This window comes from Mycolicibacterium setense, assembly GCF_000805385.1.
GTDB lineage: Bacteria > Actinomycetota > Actinomycetes > Mycobacteriales > Mycobacteriaceae > Mycobacterium > Mycobacterium setense.
The window spans coordinates 1,302,932-1,323,149 of the sequence record NZ_JTJW01000006.1 but is presented as its reverse complement, the minus strand read 5'-3'; the positions used below and the strand labels follow the sequence as shown (position 1 = coordinate 1,323,149).

Sequence of the window (20,218 nt, the reverse complement as noted above, 5' to 3'; positions counted from 1 at the left end):
CATGGCAACTGTCACAACGCAATCCGAGCTGCCCCGACAGGATTGTGCGGCCCTCGTCGTCGGTGGCCCGACCACCGTTCTCGACCTCGGCGGACTGCGTATCGTCAGCGACCCCACCTTCGATGCCCCAGGCCCACACGGTTACCTGACCAAGACCGAAGGCCCGGCCATTGTCGAGGACCAACTCGGCGCCGTGGACGTCGTTCTCGTCAGCCATGACAACCATGCCGACAACTTCGACGATCGTGGCCGCGTTTTCGCCCTGGCCGCGCCGCTGCTGCTCACCACACTGGGCGGAGCCCGTCGGCTGGGCTCCCCAGCGGTGGGCATGACTGAGTGGAGCACCTACAGCCTTCCGCGGCCAGGCGGCGGCGAGCTCACGGTCACCGCTGTCCCCGCGGTCCACGGTCCCGAGGACGGCGAGCGCGACCCGGACGGGAACATCAACTGCGAAGTCATCGGATTCGTTCTGTCCGGCAGTGGGCTGCCCACCGTGTACATCAGCGGCGACAACGCCTCCATCCGGGTTGTTGCCGAAATCGCTTGTCGCGTCGGTAAAGTCGATGCCACCGTCCTGCACGCCGGCGCTGCCCGCGTCCCCGGCAAGTTCGGGCATCGGTCGGTCAGTTTCGACAGCATCCGAGCCGCCGCGGCCGCGGCCGTGCTCGGCGCCACGGTGAACATCCCCGCCCACTACGACGGTTGGGCACACTTCACCGAGGGGCGCGACGACATCGTGCGTGCCTTCGACGACGCCGGCCTCACATCGATTCTGTGCGTCGCGGATCACGGCACCTGGCTGCCTCTGTGGAGCAATCCGAAATATGTTGCAAATCAATCGAATTAGCGCTTCGAGGGCAGGTGGCGTCGTTTCATTTCAGCCGCTCTGTGAGGTGGACCGTGACGTGGTCTCCGTCCTTCTTCCCGATGGCTTTGCGGATGGCAACAGCCACCGGAAGCTTGTGGGTTCCGTCGCCCAGCGCCATGAACGCTCCAGTGAACGGCTGACTGTCAATGGTGCCTGCGACCTTGACCAGACCACGGGTGCCGAAGATCTGTGCCGAGTCAGGTAGCTGGACGCAGGTCCAGGTGTCTCCTGGGCGCACCTTGCCCAGGCGAGCAGTAAACGTGATGTCCAGTGGTTGCGGGTCAACCATGATCGTCGTCCTTTAGTGGCAATCTCGTTGTGATCGTCATGCTCAATCAGACTCCGCCGCAGTCGAAGACTCATCGCTTCGTCCGGGCTGCCAATAGTGAATGGCTTCACGCCCTGTGAGGGCGACGTTGACGTTCTTCTGCCGCCCTATCAGCCGAGCGACTCAATTGTTGCCCCGGGCGGTCTAGGGCAAACGAGCATCCCCGCAGAATCCAGCCGGCTCAAGCACCTTCTCGGCAAATCTGTACTGGGGTTTTGCAGGAACAGAAATGTTCCAATACAGTGCATGGCTAATTGCTACTGCGTAGTAATGCCAGGCAAGGTGACACAGATCACTTTGTGGCAAATGGGGTGGTTGTTGCCACAAAAGTGACGTGTCGGCGGCGAGCTGGGCGCTCGTTCCGCCGCGCCCCAAGCGCACAGCAAACTGTTCTGGTGCGCACTGGTCGGTCGGTGCTTTGGTCGCCGCACAACGGCCAGTGTGCAGTTCAACCCTGTCGTTTCACCTCGAGGCGCGGGGTTGGAAGGGGGGTGTCCGTGCCCGACCCACGGATCCACAAGTTCAAACCCCACAGAGAAGAGCAAGACCTTGTCGAAAGTCGACCGACTGATCGCGACGTCCGGAAAACAGAAGCAACTGAAGAGAGTCATCACCACGTGTCTCGTTGTTACCGGCTTGGGCGGTTCCACCCTGGTTCTTCCTCCGATGCACCGGGATGCAGCTGTCGCGGTTGAGCAACGGCCGGCGAGCGCTCCAGTCGCCACAACCGCGGCACCCACCCTCCCCACGCCTGTGGTCGTGACCAAGGATTCGAGCGCGCAGGACATTGTCAAAGCCATCGTGAGCCAGGGGCGGGCCGCGAGGCTGAGCGAAGACCAGATCAAGACCATCATCGCCACCGCGAAGATCGAATCCACATTCCGCCCAACCGCATCCGGAGGTGTGCAGGCTTACGGCGGCCCGGGAGGTGCGGCCGATGAGGTCATCGGCCTGTTCCAGGAGAAGGCCAGTTTCGGGACTGTGGCCGAACGTCAAGATCCCAACAAGGCGATCGCCCGGTTCATCACCCGGTTCACCGAGACGTCCAAGAAATACGGCATCACCAGCGACACTGTGCTGGCGGCCACTCTCGCGCAGAACCCGCAACTGTTCAAGTTCCGGAGCCGCGGGGTTGGAACTCACTACTACAACACGGTCAAGGCCGCGATGAGCGCGGCCGCAAGCTTGTACAGCGAGGCCGCCGGCGCCACGCCGCATCCGGTCACCTAACCGCTGGCTGGAAGCGCCTGATCATCGCGGCTCGTGCTGCGGTTGGAGGCTTGGCTTGGCCGTTCCCCACGGGAGTTCGCCCGCGTCGAAAGCATTTCGTGATGGTTTCAATTCGGCGAATGTACTGCAGCGTAGCGGCGAAGCGCGGGCCGATGTCGCCTGTTCGGCTCTAGTGTTGACCGCTGTGGCCGAATGGGGCAGTCATGTGAAGCGCTGGCGCACAGCGCTTCACGTCGCCGTGTCGGTACTCACCGTGGCCTTCCTCGGAATCGTCATCACGCCGGCAGCTCATGCCGCTGCGGCCATGGCGACGTTGTCGGTGACTTCGACGTGGCAGACCGGTTTCATCGCCCGCTTCACCATCACCAACTTGAGCATGGCGCCGATGGCCGATTGGAAGCTCGAATTCGACTTACCCGTGGGCGAATCTGTCTCTCACACGTGGAGTAGCACCCTTACTCGATCCGGCACGCACTATGTCCTCACGCCCGTCAACTGGAATCGCATCATCCCGCCGGGTGGTTCCGCCAGAGGTGGTATGAGGGGCGTGCTGAGCGGTTCCTACACGCCGCCGCTGAATTGTGTGCTCAACGGGCAGTATTTCTGCACCTAGGGAGCCGACTGCATCGAGACCCCGGCCTTCGGTCTCGATGATCCGACGCCGACCGGCAGGCATCTGTTGCGTGATTCCATGAAAACGCTTGTGCACCAGTATGTTCAGTTGCGTACGATGAGGACGGCAGGGGGCGCCGGCTGGCGGCGATCCTGTACTCGGGTGCTCTGATTCGTCGTCCACGACGGCTGGACTGTCGGGTGCCAGGAAGAGCGCGACCGCCTGCGGCACTCGTGGGGTTCCGTTATAGTCCCGGCTGGGCGAGGGCTCAGCCGCAACCGCCCCAGAACACACGAAGACGCGAGAGGACATCATGAGGACCATCGCATGCCGCCGCAGGGCAGTCGTCGGCCTGGCCGCCGTCGCGCTGATCACGGTCGGTTGCAGCAATGGCAAGAATGTCGATGCATCGGTGTCGCCTGAGGTCGGGTTGATCGCCACGTCCACCGCTGAAGCCCCGGCACCGCCCGCTGAAGTGAAGCTCATCGGGGAGCGGGACGTCGAGGTGACGCTGACCGGCCCGATCGCTGCCAAGTACTCGACGGCAACCGAGGATCAGAAGCAGGCGCTCGGCAAGCCACTGACCGGTGACCGCAACGCGGGAACGCGGGAGAGCGGTGTGGTGTTCCAGCAGTTTCAGGGCGGCGTGATCGTCGCCAAGAACGACAAGACTGGCACCCCTGCATTTATCACCGGGGGCAAGATCCGGGAGGCCTGGAACGTCGAACGCGACCCGAATGGCATTCCACAGCTCGGCGGCAAGAACGGCTCGCCAGGTCCGCTGGGCGTTCCGACCAGCGACGAGAACACCGTTGGCGATCTGCTCGTGTCGACCTTCGAGCACGGCAAGATCGAGTACAACACGAAGACCGGCCTGGTCGAGGTGACAGTCAACGACAAGGTCGTACCGTCCGGGCTCTAGCCGGCGAGGAGCATTCAGTCAGGATCGTCAGTTGAATGGGTGACCCGGTCCAGTCGTGAATCTGCCTGCGTCACAGCCGCTTCAGCAGCGTGCAACCTTTGCTGCAGCACTCGCGCTGACCGCTCCGCTGCGTCCAGCTCCGTCGTCGCCGCCTCGATGTCATGCTCAGCGGCGGCCACCGCCTCGAGCAGCTTCTCGTAGCGCCGACGCGCGGTTGTGACGCTTGCCCGATGCTCCGTCACCAAGGCGACCGCGTCGTCGTGAGCGGCGCGCGCGGCATTCACAGCGGATTTCGCGTTCTCGCGGTCGCGGCGGGCCTCATCGAGCGCGGCGTCCCGGTCCGGCGGTTTCTTTGTCGACGGCGGCGGGGACTTCCGCGACGTCGACCTCGTCTCGGGCCGCGTTTGAGTGATGACCGCGGACGAAGTTCCGAAGTCACCAAAGCCGGACCACTCTTCGGCTCGAGACAGCCGGCCCAGACGTGCGGCGACATCGGGATCGGCGATCGCCGCTTGCAGCGTGCCCGTGACGTCGTCGCGCACCGCCGCCGTCGGATCCAACTCGGCGGCTGCAAACGCGGCGCGGGTCAGTTCCTGCACCAGGCGCCGCTGCACCGCGGACAATTCGCGGATGCGTTGCCCGTCCATGGCTGCGTGTGCGGCATGCAGGGCGTCATGCAGTTCGGCCAATCTCGGTCGCACCGTCGCGTCGATCAGGGCCAGCCGATTCACCACCCATGCCGCCATCGTCGGTCGTCGAGCCGCGGCGATCACCTTGGCCGCCTCAGCGTCACCGCGCTTGCGTGCGGCGTCCGCGAATTCCTTGCGCCGAGCGGTGAACTCCTCTGGGCGCGTGCCGTAGAGCGAGTCGAGGTCGTCGTCGACGCTCACCGCCGCGACCTCGGAATCGAGCAAGCCACCCGTCGATTTTCGCAGATGAGCGACCGTTGCTGCCACGTTGTGGGAATCAGCGTGGCGACAGCGACGAGTTTTGCCTTCCGGTGCAGTCTGATCTGCATGGGCAGACTCATCTATGGCTTCAACGTGTCGGTGGACGGCTACATCGCAGACGCGCAAGGCAACATCGACTGGTCCGATCCGAGCGACGAGCTACATCAGTACTGGAACGACTTCGAGCGGGAGACCGCGTGTGCGTTCTACGGCCGGCGGCTCTACGAGCTGATGTCCGCGTACTGGCCGACCGCTGACAAGGATCCGGACGCCACCCCTCTGATCCTCGACTACGCCCGCGTCTGGTGCGACATGCCCAAGGTCGTGTTCTCGCGCACCCTGGAGTCCGTCGACTGGAATTCCCGACTCGAGCGTGGCGATCCGGTCGAGGTGGTGACGAAGCTGAAAGCCGAAACCGACGGCACGCTGGAGGTGGCCGGCGCGACGCTGGCCGCACCGATCGTGCAGGCGGGACTGGTGGATGAATACCGGATCGTGATGGCGCCCATCGCCGTTGGCGGCGGCATCCCGTTCTTCCCGACCCTGCCGTCATGGATTTCGCTACGACTGTTGGAGAACCGCACCTTCCCGGGTGGCACGGTTCTGCTGCGCTACGAGGCGAAACGCGACTGATCGGACCCGCAGCCGATCACTATCATGCTGCGCACCAGGCAATTCAGAGTCGAGCGCAGCAGCAGTTGGTCGTGACAGCGCCTGTTCACTTGCGGGCGTCCAGCGTCGGCGAAATTGCTCCGGCGAGCACTGCGCTGTCGCTGCTGGCAATTGTCAGGCCGCGACGTGCGGCTTGTGCCACCAACATTCGGTCGAACGGGTCGCGGTGAGGCCAGGGGAGGCCTCCGGCCATGATCGCGTCCGCTGCCGTGATGTCAATGACATCGGCCCGGATGCTCGACAGCGTTTCGTCCCACACAGACAGCAATGCGTCGCCGCCGCGGAGCTTGCCTGCGCGCACTTTGATGGCCACTTCCCATGCGGACGCCGCTGATACGGTCAGTTCGACCGACGGTGCTGCCAGCTGCTCGCGCACCTGCTCCGCGATCCTGTCGGGCTCGACGACCCACCACAGCAGCACGTTCGTGTCGAGAAGGACCGCGTTGCCGATCACTCGTTGCCTTCCCAGAGTGCAAGCTCCGCCTCATCCAGTGGGGCGTCGAAGTCTTCAGGAATCACGAATCGGCCGGCGAGTTGTCCGAACCGGCGCGGGGTCGGGGTAGCGGGCGACAGTATGGCGACAGGTTTCCCATGGTTGGTGATGGTTACCGACTCACCCGTCTCGGCCACCTCCGCAAGCAGGGCATTGAGGCGGGCCTTGGCCTCGGTGCTTGTGGTGGTTTTCATGCAATTGACGATACCCGAATCGGACTAGTGCAACTAGTCCGACAGGTGCGCGCCAGTTGAAACCTTGGTCGTTCGCGGGACAATGCGCGCTGATGCGCTGCTAGCGTGGGGTATGAGAGCGCAACCAGTGCCATTCCACCCCGCCCATTGCGCCGATGACCTTGTCGACGCCTACTTGGAACACGAGGATCGGCTACTCGCCGAAGCCGCGGGCGACGCCACCGGTGCCGGCGAGTACCGGCGTCGCGACGATGACGACGTCCTTGCAGCCCTCACCGCCTGGAAAACGAAGGCGGCCGATCGCGGCAAACCGCTCACCGAGAAGGACTGGACAAGTCTGGTCCTCGAGCTTGTGCACCGCGCTGCTGCACAACGGTGATTACCCCGCACAGGGCATCGTCCTCGATCTCTGCGCACCCCCGTGTGCACACCCAGCCGGCATAAAAATTGGTGTCCAGAAGGGCTCCGTCGGCGACTTAGCCTTAGGGCCATGGGTGAGGGGACGGCCGACGGTTCATTGCAACGTGCTTACGCAGTCATGGTTTCCGCCGATGTCGGTCCCTTCCTGCGGGCGCGCGGGTTCGACGTAGCGGGCTCGGGCTTCGAGCGGGACCGGGGACCGCTCTACGACATCATCAACTTTCAAGCCGACCGGCATAACGGCACGATGTCGTGGCATGGATTCTTTGTCAACGTAGGCATCGGATCGGCTGAGGTCGACACCGCGTGCCCTGGATACGAGCGAATGAGTCATCCCCTCAAAGGTTCGCTATTGCAACGTCGTTGGGAGCATTTGGTACCCGATCTGCCTCACGAGGTGCGGTTCAACGATCGCACCGACATGCGGCAGTTCGCTGCCGCGCTCTGCGACGGCATAGATCTGGCGCTGGCTGCGATGGAACGGATAAGCACCACAAAGCAGTTGGTGCGCTACGCGGTCGACAACAACTTGCTGATCGAATACGACAAGACCTGCCGCTACCTGGCGGCTATCGACGATATCGAGACGCTTACGGAATACGTCACGACGTTGCACAATTGCTTTGGGAGTCAAGAGCGTTGGTCGATCTTCAGCCGTAACATCAGCGCGGCTGTAGGGTGTTGTGCGCCGGTTCTGCGGGAGCGCGGGGTGCTTGACCCGATTACTCCCATTGGCGGGGGTGAGCGTCCTTGACGGACGCCGTCGCGAACTGAAGCGCGCCGGTTCTATCCCCGCTTCCCAGGCGCAAATTGGGCGGGGGAGTCGTCGGCATCTGAGTAGTCACGCTCACTGTGCGTTTTCCGCGACGCGTGCGAGCTGGTCGGCGACGGTGCCCCACCCATCGGCGAAGCCGAGTTCGGAATGCTTGGCTCTGGCGGCTGGGTCGGCGTGGCGGGCAACGATGCGGTAGTCGGTGCCATCCGCGTGGTCGCGCATAGTGACCTCGGCTGTCATTGCGATAGGAGCGGGGCTCGCCGGACGCCACCCACTGTCGACAGCGTTTGTGAACACCAATCGCTCGAACTCGTCAACCAACAGGAAGCACGCGTCCAGATGCGAGACGAACGTGCGTCCGTCATCGCTCATCTGCGTGACGAACGCACCTCCCGGGCGGACCTCCAACCGATCGACGCGGCACAGAGTCGGTGACGGTATCCACCACTGAGCCAGGCTCTCGGGGGTGGTCCACGCTTGCCATACGGCCTTGCGGGGCGCGCGAATGATGCGTTGGATGCTGAGGTCCAGATCGGAATTCATGGTGTGTTCTGCTCCTTGGGATTGGTGACGAAATGCTCCAACCGGTCGGTGCGCTCCAGCCAAACGCGACGCTGCTGCGTCAGCCAATCTTCGACAACCGTGAGCCGTTCCGGGTTGAGATTGCAGGTACGCACGCGACCGACCTTCACCGTGCGGATGAGATCGGTCGCCTCCAGCATCCGCACGTGCTTCATGAACGAGGGGAGTGTCATCGTGGCCTCGCGGGCCAGATCGCCGACGCTTGCCGGCCCACGTCCGAGCTGATGGATCACGGCCCGCCTGGTCGGGTCTGCAAGTGCCAGGAAGACTTCATCGAGCTCGGCTGAATACTGTGCCACTTGGCTAAGTATTCAGGAAAGTAATACTTAGCGCAAGGGCTAAGTATTACCCGCTGAGGCCCGGGGCTCGCTGCGCGGCTGGCTGCCGCAGAATGTCGGCCAGTGCCAGGCGGTCCCGCCGTCGGGGCCGCTTGGCGCAGAGCGGCGACGTTCGCGCTTACAAAGGGCGGCAGGTTCTGAGGTAACTGAGGAACGAGGCCTGTAGGCCAGTGAGGTGCGTTTCGTGCAGGACCTCGCTGGTGACCGCTTCGCCGCGGGAGTTGAGGCGGTGCAGGACGGTGGCTGTGTTCTTCGCGAGGCTTTGGTAGACGGCCAAGTCTCCGAGAAGCTCTCGGTCGTTGAAGGTCACGTGAAGCTTGGCGGCACGGGGTCTGTCACCCAGCTCATGGAGCTGGGCGAAGATCTGACTGTCTTCAGCGATGACGCCGGGGCTGCCCGCGCCGATGCTCGCGAAGAGCGTGGCACCGGTGAGCCAAGCGTAGAGAGTGAACAGTCCGCCGTAGGAGTAGCCGAAAAGGCCGTGACCGCTTGCGGCCGTGCTGTATTCGTGTTCGATCCGCGGGTGCAGTTCTGCGGTCAGGAAACTCAGGAACACGTCGGCGTGGGTGTCGCGTAACTCGGCGAGGTACGCGTCGGCTTCCTCGCGGGTCCTCATGCCCGATTTCAGGCTCATCTCCACGGCATCGATGAGCTCCTGGGCGATGGGCTCGCACGGTGGCACGAAGTCTCTGTTGCGCAGCCGATCCCAGTCTTGCGCTTCCTCGCCCGCGTAGCCGACGCTCACTTGGATGTAGGGCTGGATCCGTTGCATGGGGTCCATCTGGGTGACAATCAGCGGGGCAGTCAGGCCCACAGCCCAGTTCCCGTCGAGTACATACACGACAGGCGCTTGCGTCGTGGCGCGGTTGTAGCCCGGCGGCGTGGTAACCCAGACGCCGTAGTCACGCCCACCGCTGGAACGCATCTCGAAATAGTCGGTGTCGGCGAGACAGCCTTGCCACATGGAGCTCATCGAAGGCCCTTCACAACTCGGCCGGCCTCGCAGCTCGGCACCTCTGGCGGATGTTATCCATTGGATGATTCTTATCCAATGGATAAACTGCAGGAATGGTCCTGTCAAGCGCGGAACGCAAAGACGACGCCCGCGACCGTCTTCTTGCCCGGCTTCTCGACGCGTTCGACGATGGCCTTCCCTCGCCGGAGGTGTCGCTGCGTGAGGTCGCCGCCCGGGCCGGGACCAGCCACGCCCTGCTGCGGTACCACTTCGGGTCGTTGTCAGGCGTCTTGGCGGCCATGCTCACAGTGCAGCGATCTCGTGACAACGAAGCGCTTTTCAAGACCGCACACCAGGGCAGCTTTGACGATCTCGTCGTCGCGATCTGGCGGGCCTACACCCGGCCGGCGCAACTGTCGCGTGCCCGCGGCTTCTTCCATGTCGTAGGACTCGCCGCGTACAACCCAGAGCACTTTCGCGAATTCATCGACTCGCTCGATGACCTGACCACCATGCTGGCCTCGCTCGCGGAACGGGAAGGGTGCGACACCAAAGAAGCGCAGAGCTTGGCTACCGTCGCCATAGCCGCGATTCGTGGCCTGCTCTTGCAAGAGGTTCTGACGCCAGGAGCCCACCCGCAGGAGGCGGTCGAGTTGATCTTGCGCATGAGGAAAGGCGGAGGGCCTCACCCGTTGTCCCGCCAGGTGAGCACCTCCTTGAGAGACGCGAGGTCGTAACCGTTGTCGGCGGTGAGTTCGGTCTGGAACAACGTGACTCCTGCCTCGCGGAAAGCATCGGCGCTGTCGGGGTTTTCCCACAGCGTCGAGCGTTCGATGTCAGCGCCGTTGCGGCCGAACGTCGCCGCCAGCTCATCGACGCGATCGCTGGCCCTGCGGAAGGCGTCGAGGTCCTGGAACGCGTGCCAGATGTCGGCGTGGCGGGCAACTGCGGGCAGCGAGCGCTTGGGTCCTGTGCCGCCGATGAGGATCGGTAGCTTGCGTACCGGCGGCGGAATCAGTGCAGCGAGCCGTTGCTCGATGCGGATCAAGCTGTCGTCGAACAGATCGAAGCGGGAGCCGAAGGTGCCGAACTCGTAACCGTAGGTGGTGTAATCCTTTTCGTACCACCCTGCGCCGAGGCCGAGGATCAACCGGCCGCCGCTGATGTGGTCGACGGTGCGCGCCATGTCAGCGAGCAGGTCTGCGTTGCGGTAGCCGACGCCGGTGACGAGCAGCCCGATCTCGGCGTGTGAGGTGATCTCGCCCCACGACGCGAGCGCGGTCCAACCCTCAAAGTTGGCGACGTCGGGCTGCGCGTCCGACAGGATGGGCTTGCCGTCGACGATGGCCTCCAGCGCTGGGCGGTGGAAGTGGTCGTAGCCGAAGATCACGTCGACGCCGAGGTCGTCGGCGGCCAGCACGGCGTCGCGCCATGTGCGGTAAACGGGTGTGCCGCCGGGCTGGATCTGCACGGCAACGCGGACAGGACGAGTCATGGATGCTCCTGAGTCGGGGAGGGGCGACTCTTGAGCCAAGTCCACTGGCCGCGGAGTTTATTCCGGGGACCACTCGGCATTGACCGACTTATCCCAGGATCGCTCGCGCGGCGCGTTCTGCGATCAACATGACCGGCGCGTTGGTGTTCCCGGAAGTGATGGTGGGCATCGCCGAAGCATCAACCACTCGAAGGCCGGCGACGCGGTACACGCGACAGTCGGTGTCGAGCACCGTGGCGGCCGACCGCGGCAGACCGCGTGTGTCAAAGGCTCCCATCGCGCAGGTGCCCACCGGATGAAAGATCGTGGTGCCGAGCTCACGGGCCGCCTGCTGCAGCTCGTCGTCGCTCACCAGTTGCGGGCCGGGAAGTAATTCTTCTGGGCAGTAGCGGGCGAGAGGTTGCGCCGCCATGATCTGCCGGGTCATCCTCAAGCCCCGCACGGCGATTTCACGATCGGCGTCAGTCGACAGGTAGTTGCAGGAGATCTTCGGGTAGATCAGGGGATCCGCGCCGGCTATGCGCACGTGACCCCGCGAGCTGGGCCGCAGATTGCAGACCGAGGGAGTGATCGCTCCGAAAGGGTGCAGCGGTTCGCCGAACTTGGCCAACGACAAGGGCTGCACATGCCACTCCAAATCGGGACTGGCCAGTGCGGGATCGCTTTTGGCGAAAGCTCCCAACGTGGAGGGTGGCATGGTCATCGGCCCTGAACGCAGCAACAGGTATTGAAGTCCCATGCCTCCACGGGTCAACCAATTCCGGTACAGCGTGTTGACGGTCTGGGCGCCCCGCACCCGGTAGACCGTTCGCAGCTGCAGGTGATCCTGGAGGTTTTCGCCCACACCCGGCAGATCGACGGCCACCGGCACCTGCTGCTGAGTGAGCAGCCCGGCCGGACCCAGGCCGGAGACCTGCATGAGATGAGGCGACCCGATCGCTCCGGCGCTCAAGATGACCTCGCGGCGGGCCTGGACGTCGATGATCTGGCCGTCTTTGAGCAGCCGCACACCGGTCGCGCGGCGTTGAGCTGTGGTCCAGGCACCGCGCCGCTGATCCTCGTGGACTTGGTCGTCCATCAGCAGCTGCAAGGCCTGGGTGTGGGTGTAGACGGTGAGGTTGGGTCGGTGGGTGACCGGATGCAGGAAAGCGTCGGCCATCGACCAGCGACGGCCTCGCCGCTGGTTGACGTGAAAGTACGCACTGCCGGCGTTGTCTCCGCGGTTGAACTCGTCGATCGGGTCGATGCCCACCTGGGCGGCGGCGGCCTGCCAGGCGTTCAGGATCTTCCAGCGCACCCGCGGCCGCTCGACCGGGATCTCACCACCGGCGCCGTGCCACTCGTCTGCTCCGCCGAAGTAGTCCTCCAACTCCTTATAGATCGCCAGGGTCTCACCGGAGCTGCCCGGGCCACCCCAAAGCCATCGCTCGTCATCGGTGGCCTGTGCCCACAGTTCGTAATCGGAGGCTTGTCCGCGCATGTGGATCATCGCGTTGATCGACGAGCAGCCGCCGATGACGCGGCCCCGCGCGTAGTGAATGCTGCGGCCGGCCAGGCCTGGATCGGCCTCGGTGGTGAAGCACCAGTCGGTGCGGGGATTGGCAATTGTGTACAGGTAGCCCACCGGGATCTTGATCCAGAACCAGTCGTCCTTGCCGCCGGCCTCGATCAAGAGCACACGGTGATCAGGGTTGGCGCTGAGCCGGTTGGCGAGCAGGCAGCCCGCGCTGCCTGCGCCGACGATGACGAAGTCGAACTCGGCGACAGGGCTCATCTCCGGCAATGTTCCTCCGCGATATTCGATTCCGTTGTATTCCTCCCCAGAACGTACTGCCCGTGGGTTGGTGAGTAGTGGTCGCGTCAGACGAAAACAGTTGGGGTGGAGCTCGATACGAAGGTTTACCGCTCCCTTGCCCCGATCAGGGCTTCCGAGATCACGCCGGTCGCGTTCTTCAGTGCGGGAACGGCTCGAGCGATCAATTCCTCACTGACGTGAGCCGAGGGCCCGGAGATTCCGATTGCCATCGGTGTCGGAGCGCCTGGCACCGCCATCGCGACGGAGCGAACACCGATCTCGAACTCCTCATTGTCGATCGCATAGCCGTCGACGCGCACGCGCTCGACGTTCGCGAACACCGCAGAAAGGGTCGACGCACTGTTCTCGGTCGGCGCGGGGAATCCAGACTGCGTAACCAATTTCAGAATGCGTGCGTCATCCAACTCAGCCAAAACCGCCTTGCCCACACCGGTTGTGTGCAGACCGACGCGCTTGCCGACCTCACTGTTCGTCCCCGTCAGCTTCGGAGGCAGCACCTGTCCGGTGTAGATCACCATGTCACCGTCGAGCACAGCAAGACTTGCCGTCTCCGAGAGTTCGTCGACCAACGACTGCAGCACCGGAGCGGCGACCGCCCCCAGCTGGCGGTTCGCCACGACACCGAGGCGAATCAATCTCGGTCCCAGCGCGTAGCGGCGATTGGGCAGTTGGCGCACATAGCCAATTCCGACCAATGTGCGCAGGAAACGGTGGATTGTCGGTGGCGGCAACGGAGACTCTGCCGACAACTCGGTCAGCGAGCACTCTCCTCCGGCACGTCCGATCAATTCCATCAACTCGAACGCGCGCTCCACCGACTGCACGCCGCCCGACTTCTCCGCCATGCACTCCACTCCCGGTCGACGATTGTCGTTCCATCCAACATGCGCAAGATAGTTTCCGCAATATGGAAACGTGTTCGGGTGGCAGATCGGGACATTTGGTGCCGATACCCTCGCGCTAAACTCCACAATGTGGAATTCTGTTTCCACAGAAGCTTCCGACAGGGGAGGGAGACGCCTGTGACACGACGCCTCGACGATGCGGTGCTGGCCGACGTCGATCGCCGCCTCTCGGCCGCCGACGCGCAACTGGTGAACCAATACCCCGGTGATGACGGCCGTCGGCAACCGGTCCACACCGTCTACGTCCCGGGCAACCGGTACTCGGCGACGACGCCCGCAGACTGGGGCGCCACCGCTCGGGCAACCGCCAAGGAGGCGGGCGGGCTCGACGCGGTCGCCGCACTCGTCGGTGCGAGCAGCGGAACCGACTGTGCGCCCGAGACGCTCGCAGCCCTCGTCGAGAACAAGCTGACCACCGAGCCGATCGAAGACCTCCGCATCGACTTCGAGGACGGTTACGGCACCTTCGACGATGCGACCGAGGACACCGACGTCGCACACGCGATCGCCGCACTGCGGATCGCGCTCGACGCAGGCACCTCGACGCCGTTCGTCGGCACCCGCTTCAAGTGCTTCGAAGCAGGCACCCGTGCGCGCGGACTGCGCACGCTCGACATGTTCGTCAGCGGACTCGTCGAATCCGGCGGCCTGCCCGACGGCCTCACCCTCACCCTCCCCAAGGTGACGTCCGTCGACCAGGTCGAGGCGATGGTCGAAGTCGCGAGCGCGCTCGAACGTGCGAACGGACTGCCGGCCGGCCGCATCCGCTTCGAAGTGCAGGTCGAAACGCCGCAGGCGATCCTCGGCGCCGATGGCCGCGCACCCGTTGCCCAGTTCATCCACGCCGGCCAGGGCCGCGTCAGCTCGCTGCACTACGGGACCTACGACTACTCGGCGTCCCTCGGTATCGCCGCCGCCTACCAGTCGATGGAACATCCGGCGGCAGACCACGCCAAGAACGTCATGCAACTGGCCGTCGCAGGCACGGGCGTTCACATGTCCGACGGCTCGACCAATATCCTCCCGGTCGGCGAGCCCGACAACGTCGCCGTGGCGTGGAAGCTGCACGCGCGCCTCGTCCGGCGCCATCTGGAACGCGGCATCTACCAGGGCTGGGACATGCACCCCGCCCAACTCGTCACCCGATACCTGGCGACCTATGCGTTCTATCGCGGCGCCTTCGCGCCCGCCGCGACGCGCCTGCGCAACTACGTTCACCGACTCGACTCGACCGTCATGGACGAGCCGGCCACCGCCCGCGCACTCGCGAACGTGATCCATCGTGGCAGCGTGTGCGGCGCCCTCACCGCCGACGAGATCGAGACCGCCACCGACCTTCCCACGTCCACCGTGCGCGACATCGCGCTCGGCCGCACAACCAGGAGCAATCAGTGACCCCCCCAGTGACCGAAGCGTCGTACTACACGCCCCGCGGCGGCCTGCCCCCGCAAACCGATCTGCTGACCGACCGCGCCATCGTCACCGAGGCCTACACGGTGATCCCGCGCGGCGTCCTCTCGGACATCGTCACCTCGGTGTTCCCGGAGTGGACCGATACCCGGGCATGGATCATCAACCGACCCGTGGCCGGTGGTGCGACGACGTATTACCAGGCGATCGTCGAGGTCAAACCGGGCGGTGGGGCACAGCGACCCGAGCCGCAGCCCGAGGTGCAGAGCTTCCTGTTCGTCACCTCCGGTGCGCTCACCGTCGACGCGGCAGGCCAGTCGCAGACCCTCACCGAGGGCGGCTTCGCCTACCTCCCGGCAGGCACCGACTGGTCAGCCCACAACAACGGCGACGCCGACGCGACGTTCGTATGGATCCGCAAGCGCTATGAGGCCATCGAGGGCCATACGGTATCGGTCAAGTTCGGCAACGAGCAGGACATCGAACCGTCGGCCATGCCGGGGACCGACGGCAAATGGCGCACGACACGGATGCTCGACCCGCAGGACCTCGGGTACGACATGCACGTCAACATCGTCACCTTCGAGCCCGGCGCGTCCATTCCGTTCGCCGAGACCCACGTGATGGAACACGGCCTCCTGATGCTCGAGGGCAAGGCCGTCTATCACCTCAACGGAGACTGGGTGGAAGTTCAGGAAGGCGACTTCCTCTCGCTGCGCGCCTTCTGCCCACAGGCGTGCTACGCCGGCGGGCCGTCCAACTTCCGATACCTGCTGTACAAGGACGTCAACCGACAGATCATGCTCTGACGCACGACGAGAACGGGCGCCTCGCAAGAGGCGCCCGTTCTCGTCGATCTCGTTGGCCTACAACCGAAAAGGCCAGCCGGTGACCTTCTTCTCGCGCGGCGTCGCGTAGGTACGCACCTTCGACGTGGACAGACCCATCCGGACCAGACCTTCGGCGATGGTGACCGCCGAGCGGACTCCATCGACGATCGGGACGCCCGTCGCGGCCTTCACCTTCTCTTCGAGTTCGGCCATGCCGCCGCAGCCGAGACAGATCACTTCGGCGTGATCGTTCTCGACTGCCTCTCGCGCCTGGCGGACGATCGCCTCGACGGCCCGCTCCGGATCCGACTCGAGTTCGAGCACACCGAGGCCGGACGCCCGCACCGACGCGCATCGTGCGTCGAGGCCGGCGAGCTTGAGACGGTCCTCGATCAGTGGGACGGTGCGGTCGAGCGTGGTGACGACCGAGTACTTGTGTCCGAGGTACATCGCCGTCGACGCGGCCGCCTCCGTGATGTCCACCACCGGGACATCGAGCAACTCCTGCAGACCCTCCCGACCGTGCTCGCCGTAGCCGGCCTGAATCACCGCGTCGAACGGCTCGGGGTACGACGTGATCGCGTCCATGACAGCGATGGCTGCGAGATAGCTCTCGAAGTTCCCTTCGCACGAATCCGCACCGAAACGCGGTGTGATTCCGATGATCTCGGTGCCCGGCGACGCGACACCGCGCGCCGACTCAGCGATCGCATCGGTCATCGAAACCGTCGTGTTGACGTTGGCTACGAGGATTCTCATGGCGGTCCCTACTAGTGCGTGCTGGCCACGGCGATCGGCTCGCCGGAAACATCGTTGAACGGTCCCCGGCGGTCTGCGACCAGCAGGTACACGATCGCACCCAGTCCTGCGCCGATGAACCAGGAGAACTCCGAGACGACCTTGAACGCCGGCAGGAACGCCAGCAGGAGGGCCACGATCGCCGTGATGGCGAGGGCGACCACGGCACGGACGTTGATGCCCTTCGCGTAGTGGTATTCACCGTCGGCGTCGGTCGTGAACAGGGCCAAAACGTTGATGTTGGAACGACGCACCAGCCAATAGTCGGCCATGATGATGCCGAACAGCGGCCCCAGAATGGCACCGAGGCCACCGAGAAAGTAGTTGATCACGGCAGGGGAGTTGTACAGGTTCCACGGCAGGATCACCAGACCGATGACGGCCGAGATGAATGCTGCGCGACGGAAGTTCAGGTGCTTGGGGAACAGGTTGTTGAGCGCATAGATCGGTGCGACGAAGTTGGCCATCATGTTCACGGCGACGGTCAGGATCAGCAGCGCGAGTGCGGCGAGCACCAGCAGCAGGGTGTTGGGGACTTCCTTGACGATGTCGGCGGGCGCGTCGATGATGCGTCCGTCAATGCGGAACTGAGCGCCGGCCAACGTGATGACGATGCCGCCGAACACCAGCATGTTGAGCGGGATGCCCCAGAAGTTGCCTTTCACGATCGCCCGCTTCGACGTTGCGTTACGCGTGAAGTCGCAGAAGTTGAGGACGAACGTGCCGTAGATCGCGACCCACAGGCTGGCGCCGCCGACGATCTTCAGCCACATGTCGAGGCCGGTCAGCGAGTCGGGCGTCGTCCATGCGATGGACCAGTCGGCGTTGTTGAGCATCCAGATCGCGAGCGCGACCATCGTGATCAGAATGACCGGACCGGCGAAGGCCTCGTACTTGCGGATCATCTCCATGCCGTAGCTGACGATGACCACCTGGATCACCCACAGCGCGACGAACGAGATCCAGCCGAGTGTCGACAACCCCAGGAAGCTGTTCGAGTCGAGAGTCTGGGCCGACGGTGCGAGCGCGATGATGAGGATGCGCAGCACCACGGACGCGAGATAGGTCTGGATGCCGAACCATGCGATCGCGACCGCGCCGCGGACGATGGCGGGGATCTGCGCGCCGCGGATGCCGAAGGCGATGCGGCTCATCACCGGGAACGGGACACCGGTCTTTTCGCCCATGAACCCGGAAAGGCTGAGCAGTAGAAAGAGGAAGGCGCCGCCGAGTCCGAGCGCCAACAAGATCTGCCAGCCGCCTAGGCCGAGTGCGAACAGTCCGATGGCGAACGAATAGTTGCCCAGGCTGTGCACGTCGTTGGCCCACAACGTGAAGATGTTGTACGCGCCCCACCGTCGACCTTCGCGCTTGGTGGGCGCCAGATCGGCGTTGTACAGATCCGGACTCACGTCGGCGAGTGGGGTTACATCGTCACGATTGGAGTCGTCGATCAGCCCGGTTGACTCTGTGCGCATGAATAAGCCTGTCATGGTCAGAGCGCCGACGCTCGGCGTCGCCGCAAACATTCCACTCTGTGGAAGAAATACTCCACAGTTTTGATAAGTAACGCGTATCTAGACGCCGCGTGTCAAGCTTTTGGCCCGATTGACTGTGTCGACGCTCACATCTAATGTCGCTCTACGATGGAGTTTTACTTCCACGATGAGGAATCATGTTCGTAGCAATGAAGGGCTGCCGATGACCGCCGACACAGGGGAGCGGTCCAACCACCCCGAATTCGACCTTGTGGTCCGTGGCGAGCGCACGCTGACGACGGCGGGAATCGTCGCCCGCGAGATCGGTATCCGCGACGGTCGCGTTGTCGCGATCGAGCCGCTGGGGAGTGGACTCACCGGCGCGGAGATCGTCGAACTCACCGACGACCAGGTCATGATCCCCGGCTTGGTCGATACGCACGTGCACGTCAACGAGCCGGGGCGCACCGAGTGGGAGGGGTTCGACTCCGCTACTCGCGCAGCGGCGGCGGGCGGTGTCACCACGCTGATCGACATGCCGCTGAACTCGATTCCGCCGACGGTCAACGTCGAAGCACTGAATGCCAAGCGCGCGGCCGCATCTGGCAAGACACACATCGACGTCGGTTTCTGGGGCGGCGCGATTCCGGGCAACACCGACGATCTGCGCGGCCTGCATGACGAGGGCGTGTTCGGCTTCAAATGCTTCCTGCTGCACTCCGGCGTCGACGAGTTCCCGCATCTCGACGCCGATGAAATGGAGAAGGACATGGCCGTGCTGGCCGGCTTCGACTCCATGATGATCGTGCACGCCGAGGACTCTCGCGCCATCGACCATGCTCCGTCGGCCGAGGGCGACCGGTACGAACGCTTTCTGGCGTCGCGGCCGCGTGGTGCCGAGAACGTGGCGATCGCCGAGGTTATCGAACGCGCTCGTTGGACCGGTGCCCGCGCGCACATTCTGCATCTGTCGTCGTCGGACGCGTTGCCGATGCTCGCCACCGCGAAGCGCGACGGCGTCAAGATCTCTGTCGAGACGTGCCCGCACTACTTGACGCTTCTGGCCGAGGAGATCCCGAACGGCGCGACCGCATTCAAGTGCTGTCCGCCGATCCGAGAGGCGTCGAATCGGGAATTGCTGTGGCAGGGCCTGCTCGACGGCACGATCGACTGCATCGTCTCTGACCACTCACCGTCGACGGTCGACCTGAAGGACGTCGAGAACGGCGACTTCGGCGTGGCATGGGGAGGTGTCGCGTCGCTGCAGCTCGGCCTGTCGTTGATCTGGACCGAGGCGAAGCGTCGCGGGATAAAGCTCACGCAGGTGCTCGAGTGGATGGCGGCCAAACCCGCCGCGCTCGCCGGACTGAACAACAAGGGCAAGATCGCGCTCGGCTACGACGCCGATTTCGCGATCTTCGAGCCCGAGTCCGCACAGGTCGTCGACGTGCACAAGCTGCACCACAAGAACCCGATCAGCCCGTACGACGGACGTGCACTCGCCGGTGTCGTGACGAGTACGTGGTTGCGCGGCAAGAAGATTGACTTCCAGACCGCACAGGGTCGGATGCTGCGCCGCGGGGGCGTGTAGCGCCAGTCGATACCGGCCCGACGGCCCAGCGGCGTGTTCGCCAGCGGGTAGACGCTGATCGGCACACGTCGAATGTGCTGCGCATCATGCGCCCGTTAAGCTACGGCCCAACCGGCACCCGAAAAACCCGACTGATCAATGTCGGTGGGCGGAACGCACACCAGTTTCCAGTGATGACCCTTCGGGCAATACAACGAGTCGAGGTTGGCCCACATGTTGAGCGTGCGGTTCACCCACATGTACATCCGCATGAACCCCCATAACGCGCCGCATTCAGGGCAGACCCTGCCGTCGTCGTGCCCCCCACCGAACCGCTCGTAGCCTCCGTCGTGAAACATCGACCAGTTCGGGTCTTTCTTGAACATGTCGGACAGAGCATCGGCAATCGCTGGAACCGCTCCGTCTGAGATGAGTTCAGTCATGCTTCCTCCAGACACGAAGAAAGCCCCCGGCCAAAATTGGCCGAGGGCACAAAAATAGGCCGCGAGGTCACGCACCCCACAGCCGAACTGAGCGTAGCAACCGCTGTCAAGCACGGCTCGATTGCCAACCGAA

24 protein-coding genes are annotated in these 20,218 nt (G+C 64.0%); 11 read left to right on the top strand and 13 right to left on the bottom strand.

The genetic code is table 11. The features are described 5' to 3' along the window. The first annotated feature begins 1 nt into the window (after position 1). Complete coding sequence (locus QQ25_RS17015; RefSeq protein ID WP_039379719.1) at positions 2-847, top strand: MBL fold metallo-hydrolase; 846 nt, start codon at positions 2-4, stop codon at positions 845-847. Between the two features lie 25 nt (positions 848-872). Here QQ25_RS17015 and QQ25_RS17010 read toward each other — a convergent pair whose 3' ends face one another. Continuing rightward, the gene (locus QQ25_RS17010) at positions 873-1,157 is read right to left on the bottom strand and encodes a DUF1905 domain-containing protein (RefSeq protein ID WP_039320195.1); all 285 of its coding nucleotides are present in this window, start codon (positions 1,155-1,157) and stop codon (positions 873-875) included. A 798-nt stretch (positions 1,158-1,955) separates the two neighbouring features. Here QQ25_RS17010 and QQ25_RS17005 point away from each other — a divergent pair. From QQ25_RS17005 to QQ25_RS16995, 3 genes are all read left to right on the top strand, one after another. Continuing rightward, a complete protein-coding gene (locus QQ25_RS17005; RefSeq protein WP_234711923.1) occupies positions 1,956-2,426 on the top strand; it encodes a hypothetical protein in 471 nt (156 codons plus the stop codon). A gap of 184 nt (positions 2,427-2,610) precedes the next feature. Next, the gene (locus QQ25_RS17000) at positions 2,611-3,039 is read left to right on the top strand and encodes a cellulose-binding domain-containing protein (RefSeq protein WP_039320702.1); all 429 of its coding nucleotides are present in this window, start codon (positions 2,611-2,613) and stop codon (positions 3,037-3,039) included. Positions 3,040-3,352: 313 nt separating this feature from the next. Continuing rightward, positions 3,353-3,961 (top strand): LGFP repeat-containing protein, encoded by a 609-nt coding sequence (locus tag QQ25_RS16995; RefSeq protein ID WP_039379717.1) that lies wholly within the window; start codon positions 3,353-3,355, stop codon positions 3,959-3,961. 14 nt (positions 3,962-3,975) lie between these two features. Here QQ25_RS16995 and QQ25_RS16990 read toward each other — a convergent pair whose 3' ends face one another. Continuing rightward, positions 3,976-4,917, bottom strand: a complete 942-nt coding sequence (locus tag QQ25_RS16990) for a hypothetical protein (protein WP_234711922.1) — start codon at positions 4,915-4,917, stop codon at positions 3,976-3,978. A 60-nt stretch (positions 4,918-4,977) separates the two neighbouring features. On the opposite strand from QQ25_RS16990, the gene QQ25_RS16985 reads away from it, so the two are divergent. Next, on the top strand, positions 4,978-5,544 hold the full coding sequence (locus tag QQ25_RS16985) for a dihydrofolate reductase family protein (protein WP_039320191.1): 567 nt from the start codon (positions 4,978-4,980) through the stop codon (positions 5,542-5,544). Between the two features lie 85 nt (positions 5,545-5,629). Here QQ25_RS16985 and QQ25_RS16980 read toward each other — a convergent pair whose 3' ends face one another. Continuing rightward, a complete protein-coding gene (locus QQ25_RS16980; RefSeq protein WP_039320188.1) occupies positions 5,630-6,037 on the bottom strand; it encodes a type II toxin-antitoxin system VapC family toxin in 408 nt (135 codons plus the stop codon). Continuing rightward, the gene (locus QQ25_RS16975) at positions 6,034-6,270 is read right to left on the bottom strand and encodes a type II toxin-antitoxin system Phd/YefM family antitoxin (protein ID WP_039320185.1); all 237 of its coding nucleotides are present in this window, start codon (positions 6,268-6,270) and stop codon (positions 6,034-6,036) included. The genes QQ25_RS16980 and QQ25_RS16975 overlap by 4 nt, the downstream gene beginning before the upstream one ends. 112 nt (positions 6,271-6,382) lie before the next feature. Between QQ25_RS16975 and QQ25_RS16970 the strand changes: the two genes are divergently transcribed. Together QQ25_RS16970 and QQ25_RS16965 are read left to right on the top strand one after the other, a co-directional pair. Next, positions 6,383-6,649, top strand: coding sequence for a hypothetical protein (locus QQ25_RS16970; RefSeq protein ID WP_131546182.1), 267 nt, complete (start codon positions 6,383-6,385; stop codon positions 6,647-6,649). Between the two features lie 111 nt (positions 6,650-6,760). Then, positions 6,761-7,444, top strand: a complete 684-nt coding sequence (locus QQ25_RS16965; protein ID WP_039320180.1) for a DUF4304 domain-containing protein — start codon at positions 6,761-6,763, stop codon at positions 7,442-7,444. A 93-nt stretch (positions 7,445-7,537) separates the two neighbouring features. Here QQ25_RS16965 and QQ25_RS16960 read toward each other — a convergent pair whose 3' ends face one another. The 3 genes from QQ25_RS16960 to QQ25_RS16950 all read right to left on the bottom strand — a co-directional run bounded on the left by QQ25_RS16960 (position 7,538) and on the right by QQ25_RS16950 (position 9,358). Then, positions 7,538-8,008 carry an SRPBCC domain-containing protein gene (locus tag QQ25_RS16960; protein ID WP_039379713.1) on the bottom strand — a complete coding sequence of 157 codons (471 nt, stop codon included), beginning with the start codon at positions 8,006-8,008 and terminating at the stop codon, positions 7,538-7,540. Beyond that, positions 8,005-8,346 carry an ArsR/SmtB family transcription factor gene (locus QQ25_RS16955; RefSeq protein WP_039320175.1) on the bottom strand — a complete coding sequence of 114 codons (342 nt, stop codon included), beginning with the start codon at positions 8,344-8,346 and terminating at the stop codon, positions 8,005-8,007. Before QQ25_RS16955 ends, QQ25_RS16960 begins: the two co-directional genes overlap by 4 nt. 157 nt (positions 8,347-8,503) lie before the next feature. Beyond that, complete coding sequence (locus QQ25_RS16950; RefSeq protein WP_039379712.1) at positions 8,504-9,358, bottom strand: alpha/beta hydrolase; 855 nt, start codon at positions 9,356-9,358, stop codon at positions 8,504-8,506. 95 nt (positions 9,359-9,453) lie between these two features. Here QQ25_RS16950 and QQ25_RS16945 point away from each other — a divergent pair, with 95 nt between their 5' ends. After that, positions 9,454-10,077: a TetR/AcrR family transcriptional regulator gene (locus QQ25_RS16945; protein WP_052235857.1), complete on the top strand. Its 624-nt coding sequence runs from the start codon at positions 9,454-9,456 to the stop codon at positions 10,075-10,077. Here the strand turns inward: QQ25_RS16945 and QQ25_RS16940 are convergent. The 3 genes from QQ25_RS16940 to QQ25_RS16930 all read right to left on the bottom strand — a co-directional run bounded on the left by QQ25_RS16940 (position 10,026) and on the right by QQ25_RS16930 (position 13,496). Next, positions 10,026-10,835, bottom strand: coding sequence for an LLM class F420-dependent oxidoreductase (locus QQ25_RS16940; protein WP_039379710.1), 810 nt, complete (start codon positions 10,833-10,835; stop codon positions 10,026-10,028). The two genes, QQ25_RS16945 and QQ25_RS16940, sit on opposite strands and share 52 nt — an antisense overlap. 88 nt (positions 10,836-10,923) lie before the next feature. Continuing rightward, on the bottom strand, positions 10,924-12,609 hold the full coding sequence (locus QQ25_RS16935; protein WP_039379709.1) for a GMC family oxidoreductase: 1,686 nt from the start codon (positions 12,607-12,609) through the stop codon (positions 10,924-10,926). A 125-nt stretch (positions 12,610-12,734) separates the two neighbouring features. Continuing rightward, complete coding sequence (locus QQ25_RS16930) at positions 12,735-13,496, bottom strand: IclR family transcriptional regulator (protein WP_039379707.1); 762 nt, start codon at positions 13,494-13,496, stop codon at positions 12,735-12,737. 177 nt (positions 13,497-13,673) lie between these two features. Between QQ25_RS16930 and QQ25_RS16925 the strand changes: the two genes are divergently transcribed. Further along, positions 13,674-14,951 carry a DUF6986 family protein gene (locus QQ25_RS16925; RefSeq protein WP_039379705.1) on the top strand — a complete coding sequence of 426 codons (1,278 nt, stop codon included), beginning with the start codon at positions 13,674-13,676 and terminating at the stop codon, positions 14,949-14,951. Positions 14,952-14,959: 8 nt separating this feature from the next. Then, the gene (locus tag QQ25_RS16920; protein WP_039379704.1) at positions 14,960-15,775 is read left to right on the top strand and encodes a bifunctional allantoicase/(S)-ureidoglycine aminohydrolase; all 816 of its coding nucleotides are present in this window, start codon (positions 14,960-14,962) and stop codon (positions 15,773-15,775) included. 57 nt (positions 15,776-15,832) lie between these two features. Here the strand turns inward: QQ25_RS16920 and QQ25_RS16915 are convergent, their stop codons facing one another. Together QQ25_RS16915 and QQ25_RS16910 are read right to left on the bottom strand one after the other, a co-directional pair. Beyond that, positions 15,833-16,555 (bottom strand): aspartate/glutamate racemase family protein, encoded by a 723-nt coding sequence (locus QQ25_RS16915; protein ID WP_039379702.1) that lies wholly within the window; start codon positions 16,553-16,555, stop codon positions 15,833-15,835. A gap of 11 nt (positions 16,556-16,566) precedes the next feature. Next, on the bottom strand, positions 16,567-18,072 hold the full coding sequence (locus tag QQ25_RS16910; RefSeq protein WP_101906144.1) for an NCS1 family nucleobase:cation symporter-1: 1,506 nt from the start codon (positions 18,070-18,072) through the stop codon (positions 16,567-16,569). 223 nt (positions 18,073-18,295) lie between these two features. On the opposite strand from QQ25_RS16910, the gene allB reads away from it, so the two are divergent. Further along, a complete protein-coding gene (gene allB / locus QQ25_RS16905; protein WP_039379699.1) occupies positions 18,296-19,663 on the top strand; it encodes an allantoinase AllB in 1,368 nt (455 codons plus the stop codon). 95 nt (positions 19,664-19,758) lie between these two features. Here the strand turns inward: allB and QQ25_RS16900 are convergent, their stop codons facing one another. Continuing rightward, positions 19,759-20,199 carry a hypothetical protein gene (locus tag QQ25_RS16900; protein ID WP_039379697.1) on the bottom strand — a complete coding sequence of 147 codons (441 nt, stop codon included), beginning with the start codon at positions 20,197-20,199 and terminating at the stop codon, positions 19,759-19,761. Between the last annotated feature and the right edge of the window lie 19 nt (positions 20,200-20,218).